General features: G+C 64.9%; 16 protein-coding genes. 4 read left to right on the top strand and 12 right to left on the bottom strand.

Going from position 1 to position 20,171, the window contains the following annotated elements:
- Positions 1–228: 228 nt before the first annotated feature.
- Positions 229–393 carry a Flp family type IVb pilin gene (locus XH81_RS19120; protein WP_028140309.1) on the bottom strand — a complete coding sequence of 55 codons (165 nt, stop codon included), beginning with the start codon at positions 391–393 and terminating at the stop codon, positions 229–231.
- Between the two features lie 414 nt (positions 394–807).
- Here XH81_RS19120 and XH81_RS19115 point away from each other — a divergent pair, with 414 nt between their 5' ends.
- The 4 genes from XH81_RS19115 (at position 808) to XH81_RS19100 (ending at position 5,811) form a co-directional block, all read left to right on the top strand.
- Positions 808–2,298: a hypothetical protein gene (locus tag XH81_RS19115; RefSeq protein WP_028140310.1), complete on the top strand. Its 1,491-nt coding sequence runs from the start codon at positions 808–810 to the stop codon at positions 2,296–2,298.
- A gap of 102 nt (positions 2,299–2,400) precedes the next feature.
- Positions 2,401–3,963 (top strand): hypothetical protein, encoded by a 1,563-nt coding sequence (locus XH81_RS19110; protein WP_049801845.1) that lies wholly within the window; start codon positions 2,401–2,403, stop codon positions 3,961–3,963.
- 160 nt (positions 3,964–4,123) lie between these two features.
- Positions 4,124–5,119: a glycosyltransferase family 2 protein gene (locus tag XH81_RS19105; RefSeq protein ID WP_028140312.1), complete on the top strand. Its 996-nt coding sequence runs from the start codon at positions 4,124–4,126 to the stop codon at positions 5,117–5,119.
- Between the two features lie 8 nt (positions 5,120–5,127).
- Positions 5,128–5,811, top strand: a complete 684-nt coding sequence (locus XH81_RS19100) for a class I SAM-dependent methyltransferase (RefSeq protein ID WP_038948400.1) — start codon at positions 5,128–5,130, stop codon at positions 5,809–5,811.
- A 1-nt stretch (position 5,812) separates the two neighbouring features.
- Here the strand turns inward: XH81_RS19100 and XH81_RS19095 are convergent, their stop codons facing one another.
- The 11 genes from XH81_RS19095 to tolQ form a co-directional block, all read right to left on the bottom strand.
- A complete protein-coding gene (locus tag XH81_RS19095; RefSeq protein WP_028140314.1) occupies positions 5,813–7,258 on the bottom strand; it encodes a hypothetical protein in 1,446 nt (481 codons plus the stop codon).
- Between the two features lie 170 nt (positions 7,259–7,428).
- Positions 7,429–9,354 carry an ATP-dependent zinc metalloprotease FtsH gene (gene ftsH, locus XH81_RS19090; RefSeq protein ID WP_028140315.1) on the bottom strand — a complete coding sequence of 642 codons (1,926 nt, stop codon included), beginning with the start codon at positions 9,352–9,354 and terminating at the stop codon, positions 7,429–7,431.
- Positions 9,355–9,618: 264 nt separating this feature from the next.
- On the bottom strand, positions 9,619–10,677 hold the full coding sequence (gene tilS, locus XH81_RS19085; protein ID WP_028140316.1) for a tRNA lysidine(34) synthetase TilS: 1,059 nt from the start codon (positions 10,675–10,677) through the stop codon (positions 9,619–9,621).
- A gap of 77 nt (positions 10,678–10,754) precedes the next feature.
- Positions 10,755–11,819: a tol-pal system protein YbgF gene (gene ybgF / locus XH81_RS19080; protein ID WP_028140317.1), complete on the bottom strand. Its 1,065-nt coding sequence runs from the start codon at positions 11,817–11,819 to the stop codon at positions 10,755–10,757.
- 204 nt (positions 11,820–12,023) lie between these two features.
- Positions 12,024–12,512, bottom strand: a complete 489-nt coding sequence (gene pal / locus XH81_RS19075) for a peptidoglycan-associated lipoprotein Pal (protein ID WP_018317777.1) — start codon at positions 12,510–12,512, stop codon at positions 12,024–12,026.
- 305 nt (positions 12,513–12,817) lie between these two features.
- The gene (locus XH81_RS19070; RefSeq protein WP_028140318.1) at positions 12,818–13,558 is read right to left on the bottom strand and encodes an N-acyl amino acid synthase FeeM domain-containing protein; all 741 of its coding nucleotides are present in this window, start codon (positions 13,556–13,558) and stop codon (positions 12,818–12,820) included.
- Between the two features lie 191 nt (positions 13,559–13,749).
- On the bottom strand, positions 13,750–16,080 hold the full coding sequence (locus XH81_RS19065; protein ID WP_038974611.1) for a putative bifunctional diguanylate cyclase/phosphodiesterase: 2,331 nt from the start codon (positions 16,078–16,080) through the stop codon (positions 13,750–13,752).
- A gap of 252 nt (positions 16,081–16,332) precedes the next feature.
- The gene (gene tolB / locus XH81_RS19060; protein ID WP_028140320.1) at positions 16,333–17,679 is read right to left on the bottom strand and encodes a Tol-Pal system beta propeller repeat protein TolB; all 1,347 of its coding nucleotides are present in this window, start codon (positions 17,677–17,679) and stop codon (positions 16,333–16,335) included.
- Positions 17,680–17,720: 41 nt separating this feature from the next.
- Entirely contained in the window at positions 17,721–18,680 is a 960-nt protein-coding gene (locus XH81_RS19055) for a hypothetical protein (protein WP_028140321.1), read from the bottom strand.
- 3 nt (positions 18,681–18,683) lie between these two features.
- Positions 18,684–19,133 (bottom strand): protein TolR, encoded by a 450-nt coding sequence (tolR, locus tag XH81_RS19050; RefSeq protein WP_028140322.1) that lies wholly within the window; start codon positions 19,131–19,133, stop codon positions 18,684–18,686.
- A gap of 43 nt (positions 19,134–19,176) precedes the next feature.
- Positions 19,177–19,893 (bottom strand): protein TolQ, encoded by a 717-nt coding sequence (gene tolQ / locus XH81_RS19045; RefSeq protein WP_018317771.1) that lies wholly within the window; start codon positions 19,891–19,893, stop codon positions 19,177–19,179.
- Positions 19,894–20,171: the final 278 nt, after the last annotated feature.

The raw sequence follows: 20,171 nt of genomic DNA, 5'->3' as shown, positions 1-20,171 counted from the left end.
ATGATCCGGATCATGCTTCAGGCTGCCAGCTCTCGCGCGCCTCGCACGGGCAGGAACGCCCGCCACACGGCTCAAGACACAAGCCGCGGGCTCGCCAAAATGAGAGCCGGACACCTGCCCGCGAAACGCCACCTCGTCCGTTAGCCGATCGGCCGGCAGCAAGCCCTCGCACAAAAGAAAAGAGCCTCGTCTTGGACGAGGCTCTCAGAATTCTCAGGTCGGCCGGCCTTACTTGAGGCTGCTCGAGATCGAGGTGAACTTGGCGTTCAGCGTGGTGCCGAGATTGTTGACGACGGTGATGATGGCCAGCGCGATGCCGGCAGCGATCAGGCCGTATTCAATGGCGGTGGCGCCGGATTCATCCTTCAGGAAACGCGCAACGAGGTTCTTCATAGAGTGCTCCAAATGAGTACACGAGGCTACAACTGATCTGGTCTTTTCGGCTTCCCAGCGCCGCCCGACCATGGAACCAAACGTAGAGGCAAAGAATTGCGCCGCAGTTAATTCGTCTGCGTAAACACCGAGCGGTTTGCGTGTATTCGCCGATGGTAAATCGAAATCTAAAACAATCCGTTAAATTGTCGGGACATGAAACCGGCGTAGCCTGCAGGTTTACCCGAAGTTATGACCGCCCGTGATCCAATGCCGCCCGCTCGGACTGGCGCGCGATGAGATGAATCCTTCATCGCGCTTCAGGTGATTGCCTGAGCATGATCTTCTCGGAAACCGCACCTCACTTTGCGCCAACGCGGCCCGCCGGGTCCGGATCATGCCCGACCGACAAGAACAACAGGACGACGAGGCGGCATGTCACTTTCCTTTGCCAACAGCATCGCGGCGCAGAGCCGCGCGAGGGCCCTGGTGCCGCTATGCGTCGGCGCCGGCGTCTATCTGTTCTTCCTCTACCTCGGCGACACCCGGCTACAGGACTCCGACTCGTTCTGGCAGGTGAAGATCGGGCAATGGATCCTCGATCACCGCGCCATGCCCACCACCGACTTCTATTCGTTCACGCGAACGGGCGCGCCATGGATGTCGACGTCGTGGCTGTCGCAGGTGCTGTTCGCCTATTCCCACGCGCAATGGGACTGGGCAGGTCCCGTCATCCTCACCGCGGTCGCGGTCGCGGTCACGGTCGCGATCTTCGTCTATCTGCTCGACGTGCAGATCGAGGCACCACGCGCAGTGCTGTTCGCGATGCTGGCGCTGCTGCTGTCGGCCCATCACGTGCTGGCGCGGCCGCATATCCTGGCGCTGCCCGTCATGGTGGCGTGGGTCGGTCTGCTGATGGCAGCTGCCGACCGCAAGAGCGCGCCGTCCTGGTATTGGCTGCCGCTGATGGCGCTCTGGGCGAATTTGCATGGCGGCTTCGTGCTGGGCCTCGTGCTGATCGGCCCGATCGCGCTCGAGGCCGTCGAGCACGCCGAGAAGGGACGACGGCTCCAGCTGTTCATGCGCTGGGTGTTGTTCGGAATCGGTGCTCTGATCGCGAGCTGCTGCACGCCGTATGGCTGGCGGACGCTGCTGGGCGCGACCAATATTCTCGGCCTCGGCGAACTGCTGTCGCTGATCTTCGAATGGATGCCCGCGAACTTCTCCACGTTCACCCCATTCGAAGGCGCCCTGCTCGGCCTGATCGCATTCGGCTATTATCGCGGCCTGGTGCTGTCGGCGCCCCGGATCTTCCTGATCCTGTTCCTGACCTGGAGCGCGCTGACCCATGTCAGGAGCATCGAGGCATTTGCGTTCGTGGTGCCGCTGGTGCTGGCAAAGCCGCTCGGCGAGATGTTCCCGCGCCCGGCGCCTGACGCCGCCGGTGCCGGGCGCTGGCCCGCCCGCTATGTCACCGCGCTTGGCGCGCTGATGATCGTGGCGGCGAGTTGGACCTCGACGTCGCTCTACATGGCGCACCACCGCTTCACCTTCACGACGGCGCACACGCCGGTTGCGGCCGTCGACGTGCTCGAGCAACGCAAGATGCAGCGCATCTTCAATGCCTACCAGTTCGGCGGCTATCTGATCTCGCGCGATATTCCGGTCTTCGTTGACGGCCGTGCCGAGCTCTATGGCGAGAAGTTCGTCATGGACTTCTTCAAGGCGACGGAGGGCAAGAAGCCCGAGCTGCTGCCGCGCCTGCTCGACGAGTACAAGATCGACGCGACGCTCCTGGTTGCCGATGCGCCGGGCCCGCAGATCCTCGACCAGCTCAAGGGCTGGAAGCGGATCTATGCGGACGACATCGCGGTGATCCATGTGCGAGACCATGCGGACAGCGCGACAGCGACGCCTTCGAAGTGAGAACCTCCTTGAGGGCGCGTACTCGTAACCGTGAGATGTCCCTCCAAAGCCGACGTGGACGCGACCTGGCACACCACGCTCAAACCCCGGCGATCCCGCGACATGTCTTGTTTTGACAGGCCGACTTTGACCATCCCGGCTCGGCTCGACTCGGAGCGGTCCGTGGGAATCGCCGTTCTTGCGGTGCTGGCGGCGGTCTCCCTTCTTCCGGTGCTGCTGACCCCCATTCCCGCGATGGTGGATTATCCCAATCACCTCGCCCGCATGTACATTCTGAGCCGGAACGGCACCCCCGACGCCAATCCGTATTACGAGGTGGCCTGGGCCTTCTATCCCAACCTTGGAATGGATCTGCTGGTGCCGCAGCTGGCGCGGCTGATGAGCGTCGAGCACGCCACGCGGCTGTTTCTGCTGCTGAGCCAATTGCTGATCGTCGGGGGTGCGCTGCTGCTGGAATGGGCGCGAAAGGGCCGGGTTCATCTTGCCGGCTTCGCTGCGCTCGCTTTCCTCTACTGTCTGCCGTTCAGCTGGGGCTTCGTGAATTTCGAGTTTGGCCTCGGCCTCGCTCTCTGGGGCATCGCAATCTACCTGATGCTGGCCGAAGGCCCATGGCCGCTGCGTTTCGCCGCCAATTTGCTGTTCGTCGCTGCGCTGTATGCGGCGCATTTCTTCTCCCTCGGTATCTACGGCGCGACGCTTGGCCTCTACGAGCTCTCGCGCATTCGTCAGCAGCGCGCATCGTACCTGGGCGTGGCCGCGCGGCTCGGCGCGCTGGCCCTGCCGGCGCTCGTGTTGTTTGGGATCATGCAAATGACGGCGGGCTCGATCGGAAGCGAGGGGACGAGCTGGTTCTTCGGATTCAAGCCGGTCTGGCCGCTGCGCATCCTGAACGGCTACAGCCTGACGGCATCGGCAGTGACCGGGCTGGCGCTGATGATCTCGTTGCTTTTCGCCGCAAGGCGCGGCGTCCTCAAGCTCGAGCCGGCCGGCCTCTGGCTCGCGATCGGCTTTGCACTGCTCTACCTGGTCATTCCCTCCAAGCTGTTCGGAACCTCGTTCGTGGACCTTCGCGTGATTCCCGCTGCAGCTCTGATCCTGCCGGCCTTCTGCTCGCTGTCGCTGCCGAGCCGGGCCTGGAGAACGGCTGCGCTCGCCGCGATCAGTGGGATCACACTGATCAATCTCGCGATCGTCCTCGCGGTGTGGCTGCCTTACCGCGCCGACTATGCGGCGATCATCGCCTCGTTCCAGAAGATCGAGCGCGGCTCACGCGTTCTCGTTGGAAGCACGGGCGACAATGGTGATCCGCCCTTCGCCGACCTCACCTCGTATCCGATGTACTATGCGCCGACGCTGGCCGTGCATTATGCCAACGCGTTCGTGCCCAACCTCTTCACGGAAGCGGGCAAGCAGCCGGTGCGGCCACGCGAGGGCGTGCGCCGCCTTGCCATTCCCTATGGAGGGCCGGTGCCGTCGGAGCTGCTCACCGCGATTGCGGCAAGCCGGCCGCCGGCGGACGTTCCGCCGTTCATCCGCACCTGGTACCGGGACTACGACTATCTCTATGTGCTCGGACCGCCGGCCGCGAACCCGCTGCCGGAACTGCTCGAGGTGCTGGATACCTCGGACCGATTTGTTCTCTACAAGATCCGCCGCAGGTCCTAGACCGACGCCACGGCTGCGCAAGCATGGTTAATCGTGCATCGCGTTCCGCCTCCGCCCTCAATCGCCCGAGTACCCTAGATCCTTAACAGTCGCGGCAAGGCGACCTTAACCACCGCCGAACTAGACTCCCGCCCCTGCAACCCAGCCGGAAATCTCTCGCATGGCGGCCAATTCCAGATCGATCCGCTACAGCCTCGTCATCCCCGTGTTCAACGAGGAAGCCGTGCTGCCGGTCCTGCTGCGCCGGCTCGACCTGGTCTTGTCCCGGCTCGACGGTCCGGCTGAAGCGATCTTTGTCGACGACGGCAGCAGCGATTCCAGCTCGATCGTGCTCCAGGCGCTCGCCAAGCGCGATCCGCGCTTTCGCTATGTCGGCCTGTCGCGAAATTTCGGCCATCAGGTCGCCATCACCGCCGGCATGGACGCCGCGGAAGGTGACGCGATCATCGTGATGGATGCCGATTTGCAGGATCCGCCCGAAGTGATCGAGCAATTGATCGCAAAATGGCAGGAAGGCAACGACGTCGTCCACGCCCGCCGCCTGTCACGCGAAGGCGAAAGCCGGTTCAAGCGTGCGACTGCGCATCTGTTCTACCGGCTCCTCGGCAGGATGTCCTCGGTCGGCATCCCCGCCGATGTCGGCGACTTCCGCCTGATCGATCGCAAGGTGCTCGACGCACTCAGGCAGATGCCGGAGCAGGATCGCTTCGTACGCGGCATGATCGCCTGGCTCGGTTTCCGGCAGGCCGAGGTCGCCTTCCACCGCCTCGAGCGAGCCGCGGGCGAAACCAAATACCCGCTGTTCAAGATGGTGCGGCTCGCGGTGAACGCCGCGCTCGGCTTTTCCGATCTGCCCCTGCGGCTTGCGATCTGGTGCGGCTTGACGGTTTCGGGACTGGCCCTGCTCTACGGCGGCTGGGTGATCCTGCTGTGGCTCAGCAAGGACAGCCATCTCGTGACCGGCTGGTCGTCGACGATCGTCGTCGTGTCCCTGCTGTGCGGAATCAACATGCTGATGACCGGTATCGTGGGGCTGTATGTCGGCCGCATCCATGCCGAGGTGAAACGCCGCCCGCTCTATGTGGTGCAGACGCGCGCCGGCTTCGATCGCAACGAGGCGGCGGCAGCGCCTGCAATCCACGCAGTCAACGAGTGACCCTGCGCATGAGCGAGCTCTTCGACGGCTATCACGCCAACTACCGTGACGTTGTCCAGTCCTCGATCGACTTCTCCGGCTTGCCGCATGATTTCTTCATGCGCGCGAAGGCCGATCTCCTGGGCGATCTGATCGCGCAGCGGCTGAACACCGAGAGGCCCGACATGCTCGACGTCGGCTGCGGCGTGGGCAGCCTTCATCCCCTGTTGCACGGCATGGTCGGCCGCTTGAGCGGTATCGACGTTTCGTCGGCCAGCCTGGCGCAGGCCCGCGCGGCCAATAGCGGGGTCGACTACCGCGAGTTTGACGGCCGCACGTTTCCCTTCGAGGACGCCAGCTTCGATCTCGTCACGGCCATCTGCGTGATGCACCATATCGTGCCGGCCGAATGGACGCATTTCATCACCGAGATGCGGCGGGTGGTGCGGCCCGGGGGGCTCGTCTGCGTGATCGAGCACAATCCCTACAACCCGCTGACACGTCTTGCCGTTGCGCGCTGCGAGTTCGACCGGGACGCCGTCCTGCTCAGTGCCGGCAAAGTCCGAAAGCTGATGGCTGCGGGCGGCTTGCGCGAGATCGGCGCCCGCCATTTTCTGCTGCTCCCCTGGGACACCAAACCGGCGCGTCGCCTCGAAGATGCCCTGAGCGGCGTGTCGCTCGGCGGCCAATACGCGGCCTTCGGGTCCGTCTGACTTATCTTTGCGCCGTATCCCGCCGCTTGTGCACGACCGCCACGTCGTCGCTGTAGACGCGTTGCCACTGCGGCAGCCGGTCGAGCATCGCGACCGCCGGTGTCCGCGGCGCGAGCAGCGTCGCGCCGATGTCGTATTCGTCGAGCAGCTTGAGAAAATCTGCGAGGTCAACCAGCGCCAGGGCACGATTGTAGCGGTCGATGAACGGTCCGCCATACAGTTCGCCGCGACCATCGATGAAGGTGGGAATGCCGGCAAAGATCAAGTAGCCGCCGAAGGAATAATCGTTGAGCACGCGCCCCGCCTTGGCGAGGTCGGCTTGCGCGACGGCAGCTTGAGGGGTGATGACGGGAGCCGGCCGTATGTCGCGCGCCAGCGCCGCCCCGCTCATCGCGATCAGAACACCGAACGCGGCCAGATTCAGGCCGCGCGACGCGCCCTCTGCATCGTCCGTGATCCGCCCGCCGAATGTCCGACCCAAGGGGGCCGCCAGATAGAGCGGCGCCAGCATGGCCAGCAGATCCGCATTGCGTACCTGCGCCAGTGCGAAATGGAGCAGGCCGATCACCACCAGGGCCCGCACGACCGGCAGCGTCACGCCGCGCGCGAGCGCAAAGATGCCAGCCAGCAGCAGCAACTCGAAGCCACCGACATGGCTGAAATCCTGCGGCCGCCATTCCCCGATCCAGGCGAGCGCAGAGCCGAGGCCGAGTGTCGTCAACGGCATCAGCAGCGGTTCCGGCCCGTGTGGTGTCAGGCATGATGCTGCGAGGGCAAGCGCCGAGAATGGCAGCCATCGCAGCAGCACGCGCGGCCATTCGCTTCGCTCCTCACGCAGCAGCGCCTCGAGCACGGCCGGACCGATCAGCCCGAGCGCGAGCACCACGCTGCCATGCAGATTGGTCCACAGCACCAGCAGCGGCAGCGCCCAGTATGGCGGAGGCCCGCCGCGATCCATGCAGCGCACCAGGGTCGCCGCCCAAATCACCATCACCGGCAGCACGAGGACATGCGGCCGCGCCAGCATATGCGGCGCCAACAGGATGACGGCCGCGATCACCATGAGCAGCGTCAGGGCCGGCGAGAGCTCGCGCAGCAGGAAGAAGGTGAACAGGCCAAAGGCGAGCGCTATCGCAGCTGCTGCGACGACGACGACGCCGGGCCAGCCGGACAATGCGTAGGCTCCGGCGTAGACGATTTCCGAGAGCCACTCGAAGGTGATCCAGGGCGCGCCATGCTTCGAAAACGAAAAGGGATCGCTCTCCGGCAGGGTGCCATGCCCGATGATCCAACGCCCGACCTCGATATGAGAATAGCTGTCGGGATCACCGAGCAGCCACGGCCCAACGATCAGCAACAGGGCATAGACGCCGATGCCCACTGCCCAAGGGAGCGCTGCACGTGCCGAAAACGATTGAACCGCGCTGTGGACGACCTGGTCAGTCATGGCGGGCCAAAATAGGACGCAAGCGTTAAGTTCTTCTTTAGTGATTCCCGCGGTTGCCCCGGAAGCCGCGCGCTTCGCTCGCGCCGGGAGCGCCCTGCATCCGCGAACCGCCAGCCAACAAAAAACGCGGCGTTTCCGCCGCGTTTTGCAATCTCACCTGCCGCTCGCAATTACGCCTGCGGCTGCGGCTCCAGGCCGGGATCCGTATCGGGCCGCGGGCGCGGCGACTTGCCGGCCGGGGGCACCGCGGAGGCGCGCGGCGTGCTCGGCTCGAGCACGGACTCGCGGTTCGGCTTCTTGCCCTTGAGCAGATCGACGATCTCGTCGCCGCTCAGCGTCTCGAACTCCAGCAGGCCCTTGGCGAGCGCTTCGAGATCGGCGCGCTTCTCGGTGAGAATACGCGTCGCTTCGTTGTAGCCCTCTTCCACGAAACGCCGGATCTCGGTGTCGATCTTCTGGACCGTCGCCTCCGATGCGTTCTGGGTGCGCGACACCGACATGCCCAGGAAAACCTCGTCCTGGTTTTCGCCATAGGACACGGTGCCCAGCGCCTCGGACAGGCCCCAGCGCGTCACCATCATCCGGGCCAGGCGTGTCGCCTGCTCGATGTCGGAGGACGCACCCGAGGTCACCTTCTCGCGGCCGAAGATCAGCTCTTCGGCGACACGGCCGCCCATCATGATCGCGAGCCGCGAGGTCATCTGCTCCAGAGACATCGACAGCTTGTCGCGCTCGGGGAGCTGCATGACCATGCCGAGCGCACGGCCGCGCGGAATGATGGTCGCCTTGTGGATCGGGTCGGTCGCGACGACGTTGAGGCCGACGATGGCGTGGCCGCCCTCGTGATAGGCCGTCAGCAACTTCTCTTCCTCGGTCATGACGAGCGATTTGCGCTCGGCGCCCATCATCACCTTGTCCTTGGCCTCTTCGAATTCGGCCTGCGTCACCATCCGCTTGTTGCGGCGGGCGGCGGTCAAAGCGGCCTCGTTGACGAGGTTCATCAGGTCGGCGCCGGAGAAGCCCGGGGTGCCGCGCGCGATGGTCTTGAGGTTGATATCGGGGGCCAGCGGCACCTTGCGAACGTGAACCTTGAGGATCTGCTCGCGGCCGACGACATCGGGGTTCGGCACCACGACCTGACGGTCGAAGCGGCCCGGACGCAGCAGCGCGGGATCGAGCACGTCGGGACGGTTAGTCGCGGCGATCAGGATCACGCCCTCGTTCGCCTCGAAGCCGTCCATCTCGACCAGCAGCTGGTTCAGCGTCTGCTCGCGCTCGTCATTGCCGCCGCCGAGGCCGGCGCCACGATGACGACCGACCGCGTCGATTTCGTCGATGAAGATGATGCAGGGCGCGTTCTTCTTGGCCTGCTCGAACATGTCGCGGACGCGGCTCGCGCCGACGCCGACGAACATCTCGACGAAGTCAGAACCGGAGATGGTGAAGAACGGCACGTTGGCTTCGCCCGCGACCGCGCGCGCGATCAGGGTCTTACCGGTGCCGGGAGGGCCGACCAGCAGCACGCCGCGCGGAATGCGGCCGCCGAGGCGCTGGAACTTGCCGGGGTCGCGCAGGAATTCGACGATCTCCTGCAGGTCCTGCTTGGCCTCGTCGACGCCGGCGACGTCCTCGAAGGTGACGCGGCCATGCGCTTCGGTCAGCATCTTGGCGCGCGACTTCCCAAAGCCCATCGCCTTGCCGGCGCCGCCCTGCATCTGCCGCGACAGGAAGATCCACACGCCGATCAGGGCGATGAACGGCAGCCAGGAGACCAGCAGCGAGACGAACCACGGCACGTTGTCGCCGGGCGGCTTCGCGGTGATCTGCACCTTGCTGTCATAGAGGCGCTTCACCAGCGTCGGGTCGCTGGGCGCATAGGTCTGGAAGCTGGAGCCGTTGGTGAAGGTGCCGTGAATGTCCGGCCCCTGGATCACGACGTCGCGCACATTGCCGCGGTCAACCTCGCTCAGGAGCTGCGAGAAGGCGATGTCCTGCGAGGAGGCCCGCTGACCCGGATTCTGGAAGAGCGTGAACAACGCCAAAAGCAGCAAGACAATGATGACCCAGAGGGCGAAATTGCGCAGATTGGCGTTCATCGATCTTCCTTCGTGGTCGCGCGGATCGCGGCCTCATCCTTGGGCTCTACGAGGAAATCCCCAAGGAATCCTCATCGTTAGACGCATACAATTTAGGTGCCGTCCCGGTCGCTGCCAAGGGAACGAGGTGGGACTATTTATCCCATCTTAGAGCGATTCCCGCTGAAATAATGGCGTCCGAAGCGGGGTTTTTCCTGCCTGGTTAAGGTGTCCTGACGGCGCGGGGCCGAATTGGCCGGTGTCATGATCCGCCCTCGTCCGCGCCTATCCGCCCTTGCGACGCCGGACCGGCGCCGGTGCGACGTGGATACGCCCGCCGGCAAGGCTGATCAAGGCTCCCGCAAGGGTCTGCCTCAGGGCCTGCCGGCCATTTGCGCCCGTGCGAGGGCTTGCGGCGATGGCCTGGTCGAGCGCGGCAAGGAGAGACTCAACCTTGCCGAGTTCCGCCGGCCCTTCATGCCCGAGCGCGTTGATGGCCCGCAGCAGGAGCCGCAGCCGGACCTCCTCCGGCAGGACGGCAAAGGCCGAGGCCTCGAAGCTTCGAACACCTGCCTGCGGCGCATCGCCGCGATCCCTCAAATGGAGGAAGCGCTCGGCGCCGTCGGCCAGCAGCTCGACCGCCGCATTGGCCCGCGCCAGCCGGGCCGCGAGCCGCACCAGCGTGCGGGCATCGCCACCCTCGGCCGCAAGGAGCGGCAGCAGCGCCCGCAGCCGCGGCCGGGTGAAGGCGGTGTCGCGGTTGGTGGGATCGTCGGCAAAGCCGATCCTGGCCCGCTTCAAGGTCGCGATCAGCTGCGACTTCGGGACCTCGAGCAGCGGACGCGCCAGCACGATCCCGTCGCGCTCGCTGAGGGAGGCCATTGCCGACAGCCCGGCAAGTCCGCTGCCGCGCAACAGGCGCATCAACAGGGTCTCGGCCTGGTCGTCGCGGGTGTGGGCGGTCAGCACATGGCTCGCGCCGACGGCACGCGCGGCCTGCGCGAGCAGGCGGTAACGCGCCTCGCGCGCCGCCGCCGGCAGTCCGGTCTTCGGCTTTGCGCCGCGCCAGCGCAGGGTCCGGTGCGGCAATCCGAGCTCAGTGGCGAGCCGCTTGACCTCGCGCGCCTCGCGCGCCGCCTCTCGCCGCAGGCCGTGATCGATCGTGACGACGGTGAGATGCGGGCCGCGCGCGAGGCTGCGCCGCCAGCGCGCCGCAAGCCACATCAGCGCGACCGAGTCGGGCCCGCCCGACACGGCGAGCACCAGCGCCGGCGCGCTCTTCAGGCCGGCGAAGAGCCGCCTCGCCTCGCGTGTCGAGATCGGAGATTTGTCGTCGTCTGACATGACGCGGCCCTGACCGTCGCAGGCGGATGGTTACGATGTCTAGCGCAGCGCCATCCGCGTTGTCAGGACCCCCGACGTCAGCACTTCACCCGTTTCTGCTCGCGGTCGACCGCGGCTTTGACGCCGGCGGAGGCGCGCGGATATTTGCGGCCGACCTCGCCGAAGGCGGCGCAGGCGGCCTCCTTCTCCTTCAGCGCGGCGAGCGACTGGCCGAGCCGCAGCAGCGCATCCGGGGCCTTGGCCGATTTCTCGTATTTGGTGGTGACGGCGAGGAAGGCTTCCGCGGAGTCCCGATATTGCTGGCGCTGGAAGTAGCTCTCGCCGAGCCAGTATTGCGCGTCGCCGAGCAGCGGGTCGCTCGGATATTTCTGCGTGAAGTTCTTCATGGTCTGCTCGGCGAGCGCGTAGTCCTTGCGCTGCATGTAGCCGATGCCGAGGTCGAACTCGTCGCGCGGCGTTGCCGAGGGCGGCAGCGTGGTCAGGCCGGCGCCGCCGGCCGGCGCGGGAGAGCCGGATTGGGCCGGCGGATAGCCGGGCTGCGCGGCCGGGGGAGCGGCCTGCTGCTGATAACGGGGGCCGGTGTTGGCGAGATCGAGCGGCTCGCCGGCGCCGCGGCCGCCGGGTGCTCCCGACGGCATCGGCTGCGGGCCGCCGCCGAGCGCGCGCGGCGCACCCGGCGCGTTCGGGTTCTGGTTCGGATCGAAGGCATCGCCGCGACGGCGCGTGCCGGGAGCGCCGGGCGCCGGCTGCTCCTGAACGATCGGCGCAGAGGCCGCGCTCTGCGGCTGCTCGTAATTCGGTTGCACGGCCTGCTGCTGCGGCTGCTGGCGATAGCCGGGCGCAACCTGACCTGGTCCGACCTGGGCGGGCGGCATCGCCGCGACATTGGGCGCCTGTCCGGGCGCGCCTTGGGCGCCGCCCTCGAGCGCCCGCAGCCGCTCTTCGAGCTGGCGGTTGCGGTATTGCAGCTCTTCGTTCTGGCCAGTGAGCTGGCGCAGCTGGTTCTCCAGCCGCTCGATCCGCATCTCGGGATCGGCATCATCCGACTGCGCAAAGACCGACTGCGCAGTTGCGGGCGAACACAAAGAGAGCAGCGCGACGGTTGCCACGGTGCCGGTAATTGCCTTGAATTTCGATGACATCTTGCCCTGACGACAAAAGCGACGTGGCCCACGGCGGACCATTCGCCGCGCCACATAATGAGGAAGGGAGTACGCCAAAACCGTGACTTGAACCAAGGGGTTTTAGGTCACGGTTTGCTGAAACGAAACCGGCGCCCGAGAGGGCGCCGGCATACTCGGTTCTGGAAGATGAACGGCGCCTGACTGAGTGTCAGTATCTCGGCGTCAGGAGCTCGCGTTCAGCACGGTGACGGCACGACGGTTCTGCGACCAGCAGGAGATGTCGTTACAGACGGCGACCGGCCGCTCCTTGCCGTAGGAGATCGTGCGCATGCGGTTCGGATCGATGCCGCGCGAGGCCAGGAACGAACGCACCGACTGGGCTCGCCGGGCGCCGAGCGCGATGTTGTATTCGCGGGTGCCGCGCTCGTCGGCGTGGCCTTCGACGGTGAAGCTGTAGCGCGGATAGGTCTGCAGCCACTGCGCCTGCTTCTCCAGGGTCACGATCGCCTGCGGGGTCAGATCGGTCTGGTCGCTTTCGAAGAATACGCGGTCACCCACGTTGACGACGAAATCCTGCTGACTGCCAGGTGTTGCCGCATTGGCCATCGCATCCGTCGCGGCATTCTTGTTGGCGCAGGCGCCCATCGACAGCGCGACGGCGAGCACCGCGACCAGCTTCAATCCCTGGAGGATACGCATAGGATGTTTCATTCCGGAGCCTCCACGCTCACGTTAGTCCACTGCTGTCCGGTCTACAGGGGGTTGGTTAAGCGAACGTTCCGTCAACCTTGACGGAACCTTGCCTCAGCCGATCAAATGCCCCCAACCAGCGAAAAGCACCCGTCATGGTTAATGGGTTGTAAATGTGGCGCGAGGGTGAAGGCAAGCCGCGGCGGCCGGCAAAAACCCGGCTTTCGCCGGAATTTTGGGCCCAGGGCGCGATGCGTGGCGACGCGTGACGGGTAAGGGGCAGAGCCCAGGCTCAAACCTGGAGCCGCATCCACGCCATCGCCGACTCAGGCGTGCGCGGCGTCCGCGTGCGCAGCGTCCGCCACGAGCACCGGCCGCTGCGGCACCTGGCGCTGGCCGCCGCGCCCGAACAGCATCCGCCGCTCGAAGGCAGTCGACCGCATGATAGGATAACGCTCGAACACCTTCTTGCGGAAGGTCGGGAAGTCCGCCGCCATCAGTCCGAACGGCTTGGTGAGGCCGGGAACCAGCCGCGGCTCGGCGATGGTCTCATGCAGGAACACCCGCCGGTAGAAGGCCTGATGCTCGGGGCGCACGATGGCGAGGCCGAGATCGGCATTGAAATGCTCACAGGCCATGTAAGCGAGACGCGTCGTCAGATAGGGCAATTCCGGGACCCGCTTGACCTGGTCGGGATCGGCGACGAAGCGGGTCGGGTCGATCATGACCTCGCCGCGATCGAGCCGCGGCAGCAGGATGTCCGGGAAGACATCGGCCGAGGTGGACTCGCGCCATTCCGATGTCAGCACGCTGATGCGCACCGAGCTGCAGAGTTCGCCATGGAGATAGACGCCGAAGGTCCACGCGTTCGGCAGCTCGTCGTAGCGGTCGGTCACCCGCGCATCGGCGGAGGGCTTCACCGCGCCTTCCCGCAGATAGGCGCGGTAGCGGAGATTGTAGATCTCCTCCTTCTCCGCGACGGTTTCGGCAAGATGATAATCGACGTCGGTCAGAAGCTCTGCTCCCCGTCCAACAGCCGAAATGACAGATCTGGCTGAGGACTGCATTCCAACTCCTTAAACACACTCACGTCGCGGCATTTGAAGGCAATTCCTGCAAGACAACTTACGCGCGCGCCATGATTTATTAACACCTTCTTAACAAGTATGCAAAGCAATCGAAGGGTTAGGGTTAACCTCCGTAGCACTACGGTACCCTGCAACAGTCTGAAATGATGGGACGTTTCCGAGAAACGGAGTTAAGCGAAGGAGCGCGAGCTGGCGACGTGGAGCTGGCCTTCGCCGCGCCGCCCATGCGAGGCGTTGAGCAGCTGGCGCATCCGCACGGCGGGCACCGGACGGCTGAACAGATAGCCTTGCGCCTCGGAGACGGTGCCGTCGGCGCTGATCAGATCGAGCTGCTCGTTGGTCTCGATGCCCTCGACCACGACGGCCATGCCGAGATCGGCGGACAGCCGCGCCACGCCGCGCAACAGCGTCAGCGGGCGGTCGGTGTCGATGCCTTCGAGGAAGGAGCGGTCGATCTTCACCTTCTGCATCGGGAAATTGTGCAGATAGCTGAGGCTGGAATAGCCGGTGCCGAAATCGTCGAGCGAGATGCGCACGCCGAGCGCATGCAATTGCGACAGGATGTCGTGGGTCAGCTGGGTGTTGCGCAGCAGCGAGGACTCGGTGATCTCGATCTCCAGCCGATGCGCCGGCAGGCCCGACACCTCCAGCGCGTAGCGGATTTCGCTCAGCACGTCGCGCTGGTGGAATTGCTGCGGCGAGAAGTTGACGGCGACGCTGACGCCCTCCGGCCACTTCATGCATTCCATGCAGGCGCGGCGCAGGATCCAGCGGCCGAGATCGACGATCAGGCCCATGTCCTCGGCGACCGGGATGATGTCGATCGGCGAGACCGTGCCGCGCACCGGATGATTCCAGCGCAGCAGCGCCTCGCAAGTGGTGATCTTGCCGGACTTCAGATTGACCAGCGGCTGGTAGAACAGCTCGAATTCCTCGTTGGCGAGCGCCTTGCGCAGGTCGAGCTCGAGGATGCGGCGGGCCTCGACGGTCGCCGCCATCTCGTCGCGGAAGAAGCAGAACGTGCCGCGGCCGTCGGCCTTGGCACGGTACAGCGCCATGTCGGCGTTCTTGAGCAGCGTATCGGCACTGGCATCGCCCGGCGAGGTCAGCGCGATGCCGACGCTGGCGCCGATCTCGACCAAATGATTGTCGATGCGGTAGCGCTCGCTCAGCCGCTCGACGATGCGGCGGGCCAGCGCGGCGGCGTCCTCGGGCGAGGAGATGTTCTGCTGGAACACGACGAATTCGTCGCCGCCGAAACGGGCGACGAAATCTTCGGGGCGCAGCATTTCGCGCAGACGGTTGGCGACGGCGCACAGCAGCTGGTCGCCGCAGGGATGACCGAGCGTGTCGTTGACCTGCTTGAACTGGTCGAGGTCGACGAAGAGCAGCGCGGAGAGCCGCTCGGCATGATGCGAATTCTTCAGCAGCCGCTCGATCTCGTCGTGAAAGCTGACCCGGTTGGGCAGCGCCGTGAGCTCGTCGTAACGGGCGAGATGGCTGATGCGGGCTTCCGCATTGGTGCGTTCGGTGATGTCTTCCAGCAGCAGCACCGTGCCGCCGCCGGTCATCGGCTGGAACGTCCAGGCCAGGGTGCGGCCGCGCGAGGAATCCGGATCGGCGGTGACGATCTCGCAGATCCGCGCATGCTCGATCTCGGCCAGGATGTGGTTGCCGCTCTCCGCCGAGATCGACCCGGCGGAAACGCAGGCCGCCGCGATATCGGCGGCAGTGGCGCCGCGCTTGACGAGGTCCTCGGGCAAGGCCATCAGCTCGCCGAAGCGGTGGTTCATCACTGCAAGGCGGCCGTCGGCGCGGAACATGCACAGCCCGTGCGGCATGTTGTTGAGCGCGGTGTCGAACTGGCTCGCCAGCGCGGATTCGCGGAAGCTCGAGGTCAGCGCCTTGACGAAGATCGCATGCAGGCTGAGGTTGATGTTCTTGAGCCCGATGAAGAAGAACACCAGCAGGATGGCAAGACCGATGTGGTAGAAGCCGCCGTGCAGCAGCAAGGCGAGCGACATCGGACCGCAGGCCAGTGCGACGTGCCACTGGATCACCCGGGGCTGCCCGTAATTGCGGGCGGCGCCGCCCGCGGTGTAGCCGATGCCGATGGCGACACAGAGCATGTCGGCGACCGGATCGTTGTTGTTGTAGATGACGACGAAGGCCCACACACCGAGCACGGCCGCATAGCTCAGCGCGCCGATCCAGTAACGCGGCTCCAGGTGCTTGGCCTCTTCGAATGACAGCACCTCGGTGCGGTTTTCATATCCGCGCATCTGGAAGGCCCGCGCGGTGCCGATGGCAATCAGCAGGAATGCGAGCGGCCACAGCCAGACGTCGCCCGTCTTCAACGCAGTCATCACCGCGGCCACGGCCGCGGAGGCCGAGCCGAGGAAGATCGCCCAGAAATTCTGCACCATGGAGTTGATGAGAGCGGCGTAGAGTATCGGCTCCAGCTCGTCTCGATCACTCTGCTTCTGGTCGGCCAGTTGCATTGGCTTGTTACGCGTCCTGTTTGGCGCGTAGTCTTACCCAGCCCAGATGAAGTCTTTCTGAGGGAACATCGTTAAAGTCGAGTTGTTTTTCGGTATCAGCGAACCGATTTCCGCTTAAATATCAAGCAACTAGGCAAGCCTTGCCGGGCACAAGGTGAAGGAAGGCTTGCTTTGCGCAGAAAAGTCGAAAAAATCGGCGCGTTTTTCGACAACATCGCGCGTCTGAACGCGCGATGTTTTAGCGCTCTCTTGTCAACCCGCCGTCGAGGATAACAGCGGCGACCATGCCGGGTCGGAGGCGAAGCCGGGCGTCGGCACCTTGAGCTCGTTGCGGCCGGAGATGTCGACGCTGTACAGCGACGGCCCGCCATTGCCGCCGGGATCGCGGAAGAACATCAGCACGCGGCCGTTCGGCGAGAAGGTCGGGCCCTCATTGTGGAAGCCGGAGGTGAGCAGCCGCTCGCCGGAGCCGTCGGGCTTCATGACGCCGATCGAGAATTGCCCGCCGCCCTGCCTGGTGAAGGCGATGTAATCGCCCTTCGGCGACCATACCGGGGTCGAATAGCTGGCGTTGGTATCGTCCTTGGAGAAGGAGATCCGCTGCGCCTGTCCTCCGCCCGCGGCCATCACATAGATCTGCGACCTGCCGCCACGATCGGACTCGAAGCAGATGCGGGTGCCGTCCGGCGAGTAAGACGGCGAGGTATCGATCGCCGGCGTGTCGGTAAGGCGCGTGGTCGAGCGCGAGCGCAGATCCATCACGAACAGGTTGGAATTGCCGCCCTGCTGCAGGCTCATGATGACGCGCTGGCCATCCGGCGAGAAGCGCGGCGCAAAGGTCATGCCCGGGAAGTTGCCGACGATCTCGCGCTGGCCGGTCTCGATGTTGAACAAATAGACCTTCGGATCGCCCTGGCCGAACTCCATATAGGTGATCTCTTGCGAGTTCGGCGAGAAGCGCGGCGTCAGCACGAGGTCGGAGCCGCGGGTCAGGTAGCGCACATTGGCGCCGTCCTGGTCCATCATCGCGAGCCGCTTGACGCGACGCTCCTTCGGGCCGCTCTCGTCCACGAACACCACGCGGCTGTCGAAATAGCCCTTCTCGCCCGTCATGCGCTCGTAGATCTGGTCGGAGATGATGTGGGCGATGCGGCGCCAATATTCCGGCGAGGTGAAATATTGCTGTCCGGCGAGCTGCTGGCCGGAGACCACGTCCCACAGGCGAAATTCGGCCTTGAGCCGTCCATCTGATTGCCGCGTCATGCGGCCGGTGACGAGGGCCTGCGCGTTGAGCGTCTTCCAGTTCTGGAATTGCGGCGCGACGTCGATGTTGCTGATGCGCTCGATGAAGGCGGCCTGGTCGATCGGGGCAAACAGGCCCGAGCGCTTCAGATTGTTGGTGATGACCTGAGTGACGCCGTTGCCGACGTCGCCGTCGGACGGCGAGCCCGGCACGAAGCCGGTGATCGCGATCGGGATCGGCTGGAATGCCGTGGGATCGATGCGGATGCGGCCGTCCTGGCCTTGAGCGAGGGCACGTCCGCCCCCGAGCATCGCGAGCGTCGATCCGGTCAGGGTCATGAAGCGGCGGCGGTTCATCGATCGGACGTCATTCATTGCAAAATTCTTTTGTTCGGATGTCACAACATATCTTTCAGGCCGAAAGTCATCGGAATGAGCTTCCAGCTCTCGTACTGCTGCTTCGGCATGAACGCGTAGACCTGACACTGCACGATGGCGCGCCTGGCGCTCTCCGCCACCGCCTGGGCGATCGACCGCGACGGCCCCCTCACCGCGACCACGATGGGTTCGGACGCCAGCGATCCGTCGATCTTCATGGGAATGTCGATGTCGGCTTCGTACTGGTCGGCGTCCTGCCCGTTATAGGTCGGCGTGAAGCAGCGCTTGACCGCGGCCTGGAACGCACCGCGCCAGGTCGCAATGTTGTTGGCGGCAGTGCCGGTCGCCGATCCCAGCGAGGCCGAGGCGTTCAGCGCCGTTCCCGTGAGCTCGTGCCGGGTCGCGGCACGCTTGTCGAGGTCGCGCTGGATCTGCGCGGGATCGAAGCTGCGCTCCTTGGGCTTGGGCTGCTGCTGCGGCTGCACCGCCGCAACCTTCTGCTCCACGGGCTTGGGCGGCGGCTTCTTGGTCTCCAGCTTCTTCTGCAGCTCGGCGATCGGATCTTCCTTGGCCGGATCAGGCTTCTTTTCCTGCGGCTTCGGCTCTTCCTTCGGCTTCGCCTCGGCCACAGGCTTCGGCGGCTCGGGTTTCTTCTCCACCGGCTTCTCGACCGGCTTCGGCGGCGGCTCTGGCTGCGAATTGGTCTTGATCAGCTCTTTCTTCTCGGTGACCTTGCCGACGGCGTCTTCCTCCGGCTTGGGCTCGGCGATCTTCTCGACCTTGGGCTTGGGCTCTTCCTTCTTGCCGGTCTTTTGCCCGGCCATCATCTTCGCGAGCTGATCGGTCGAGATGATGTCGATCGGAAGTGACTCTTCCGGCGCGACGTAGGCCTTGCTGCTAAAGGTGACCAGCCCCCATCCCAGCACGAGGACATGCAGGGCAATCGACGCAACGAGTGTCTTGTCGACCTTCACCTTCACGGCCTACCCCTGATCCGCTTCCGTGACGAGTGCGAGCTTCTTGAATCCGGCGCCGGACAACTGGCCCATCACCCTGGCCACCGTGCCGTAATCCGCCTTCTTGTCGGCGCGCAGATAGATGCGCTCCTCGAGCCCGCCGCGCGCGTCGGTGATCGCCTTCAGCTTGGGTATCAGCTCGTTGATCGCGATCTCGGCGTCGTTGATGAACACCTTGCCCTTGATGTCGATCGACATCTGGATCGGCTTCTGGTCGTTGTTTTCGAGGCTCTTGGCCTGGGTCTGCGGCAGGTCGAGCGGCACGCCGACCGTCAGCATCGGCGCCGACACCATGAAGATGATGAGCAGCACCAGCATCACGTCGACCATCGGCGTGACGTTGATCTCGGCCACGACGGGCTTGCGCCGGCCGCGGCGGCCGCCGCCTCCGGACGAACTCGCAACGTTCATCGCCATGATCGCGTGCCCAAATTGCCCTTCACACTATACATGCCGCCCGTCAGCCCCGCTCGTCGATCTGACGCGACAGGATGGCGGAAAATTCATCGGCGAAGCCCTCGAGCCGCTGGGCCTGCCGGTTCACCTCGGACGTGAACTTATTGTAGAAAATAGTGGCAGGAATGGCGGCGATAAGGCCGACCGCGGTCGCAAACAGCGCCTCCGCGATGCCCGGCGCGACCACCGCCAGAGAGGTATTTTTCGACGCCGCGATCGACTGGAAGCTCGACATGATGCCCCAGACGGTGCCGAACAGGCCGACGAAGGGGCCGGCGGAGCCGACGGTCGCAAGCACCAGCAGGCGGCGTTCCAGCCGCTCGACCTCGCGGGCGATCGAGACGTTCATGACCTTGTCGATGCGCATCTGAAGGCCGGCGACCGAGCGGGCCTGGTTCTCGAACGAGCGCTTCCACTCGCGCATCGCCGCCACGAAACAGGCCGCCATCGAATGCGTCGGCTTGGCAGAGAGGGTGCGATAGAGCTCCTCGATCGATTCGCCGGACCAGAACGCCTGCTCGAAGCGGTCCATCGAGCGGCGGGTGCGGGCAAACAGGAAGATCTTGTCGATGGCGATCGCCCAGACCCAGACCGAGCAGGACAGAAGTCCCAGCATCACCGCTTTCACGATCCAGTGAGCCTGCCAGAACAGCGCGATCAGCGACACGTCCGCGGAAGCGGCAACCGGAAGGGCTGACTGAGCCACGTCGGCCGGATTCATAAGCAGTATCCTCTCAAGGCGATCGTTACCCGATGTGCCGGCCAGCAAATGGCTGCCGGTTCCCCAATGGCCGCGCTAGCACCGGCGCGGCCGGCAAGCCCGCTCAAAGCCTTGTCTTTCTGGGTGCAGGGGCTCGTCCAGAGCCGGCCGTCTGCATTCCCTGCCAAGATGTCAAAACTATGGGCCTTTGGCCCCGGGCCTTGACGGTCCCTGGCTTCGGGCTTTGGGCGCGATTGTCCGCCCTTACCAGAGCCCGCCGTTGGTTAATGCGGGGTTAC

It is taken from the genome of Bradyrhizobium sp. CCBAU 25360, from assembly GCF_028128695.1.
GTDB classification, from domain to species: Bacteria; Pseudomonadota; Alphaproteobacteria; order Rhizobiales; family Xanthobacteraceae; genus Bradyrhizobium; species Bradyrhizobium ottawaense.
Note: the sequence above shows the minus strand (reverse complement) of the source record. Positions and strands in the feature narration are given on the sequence as shown.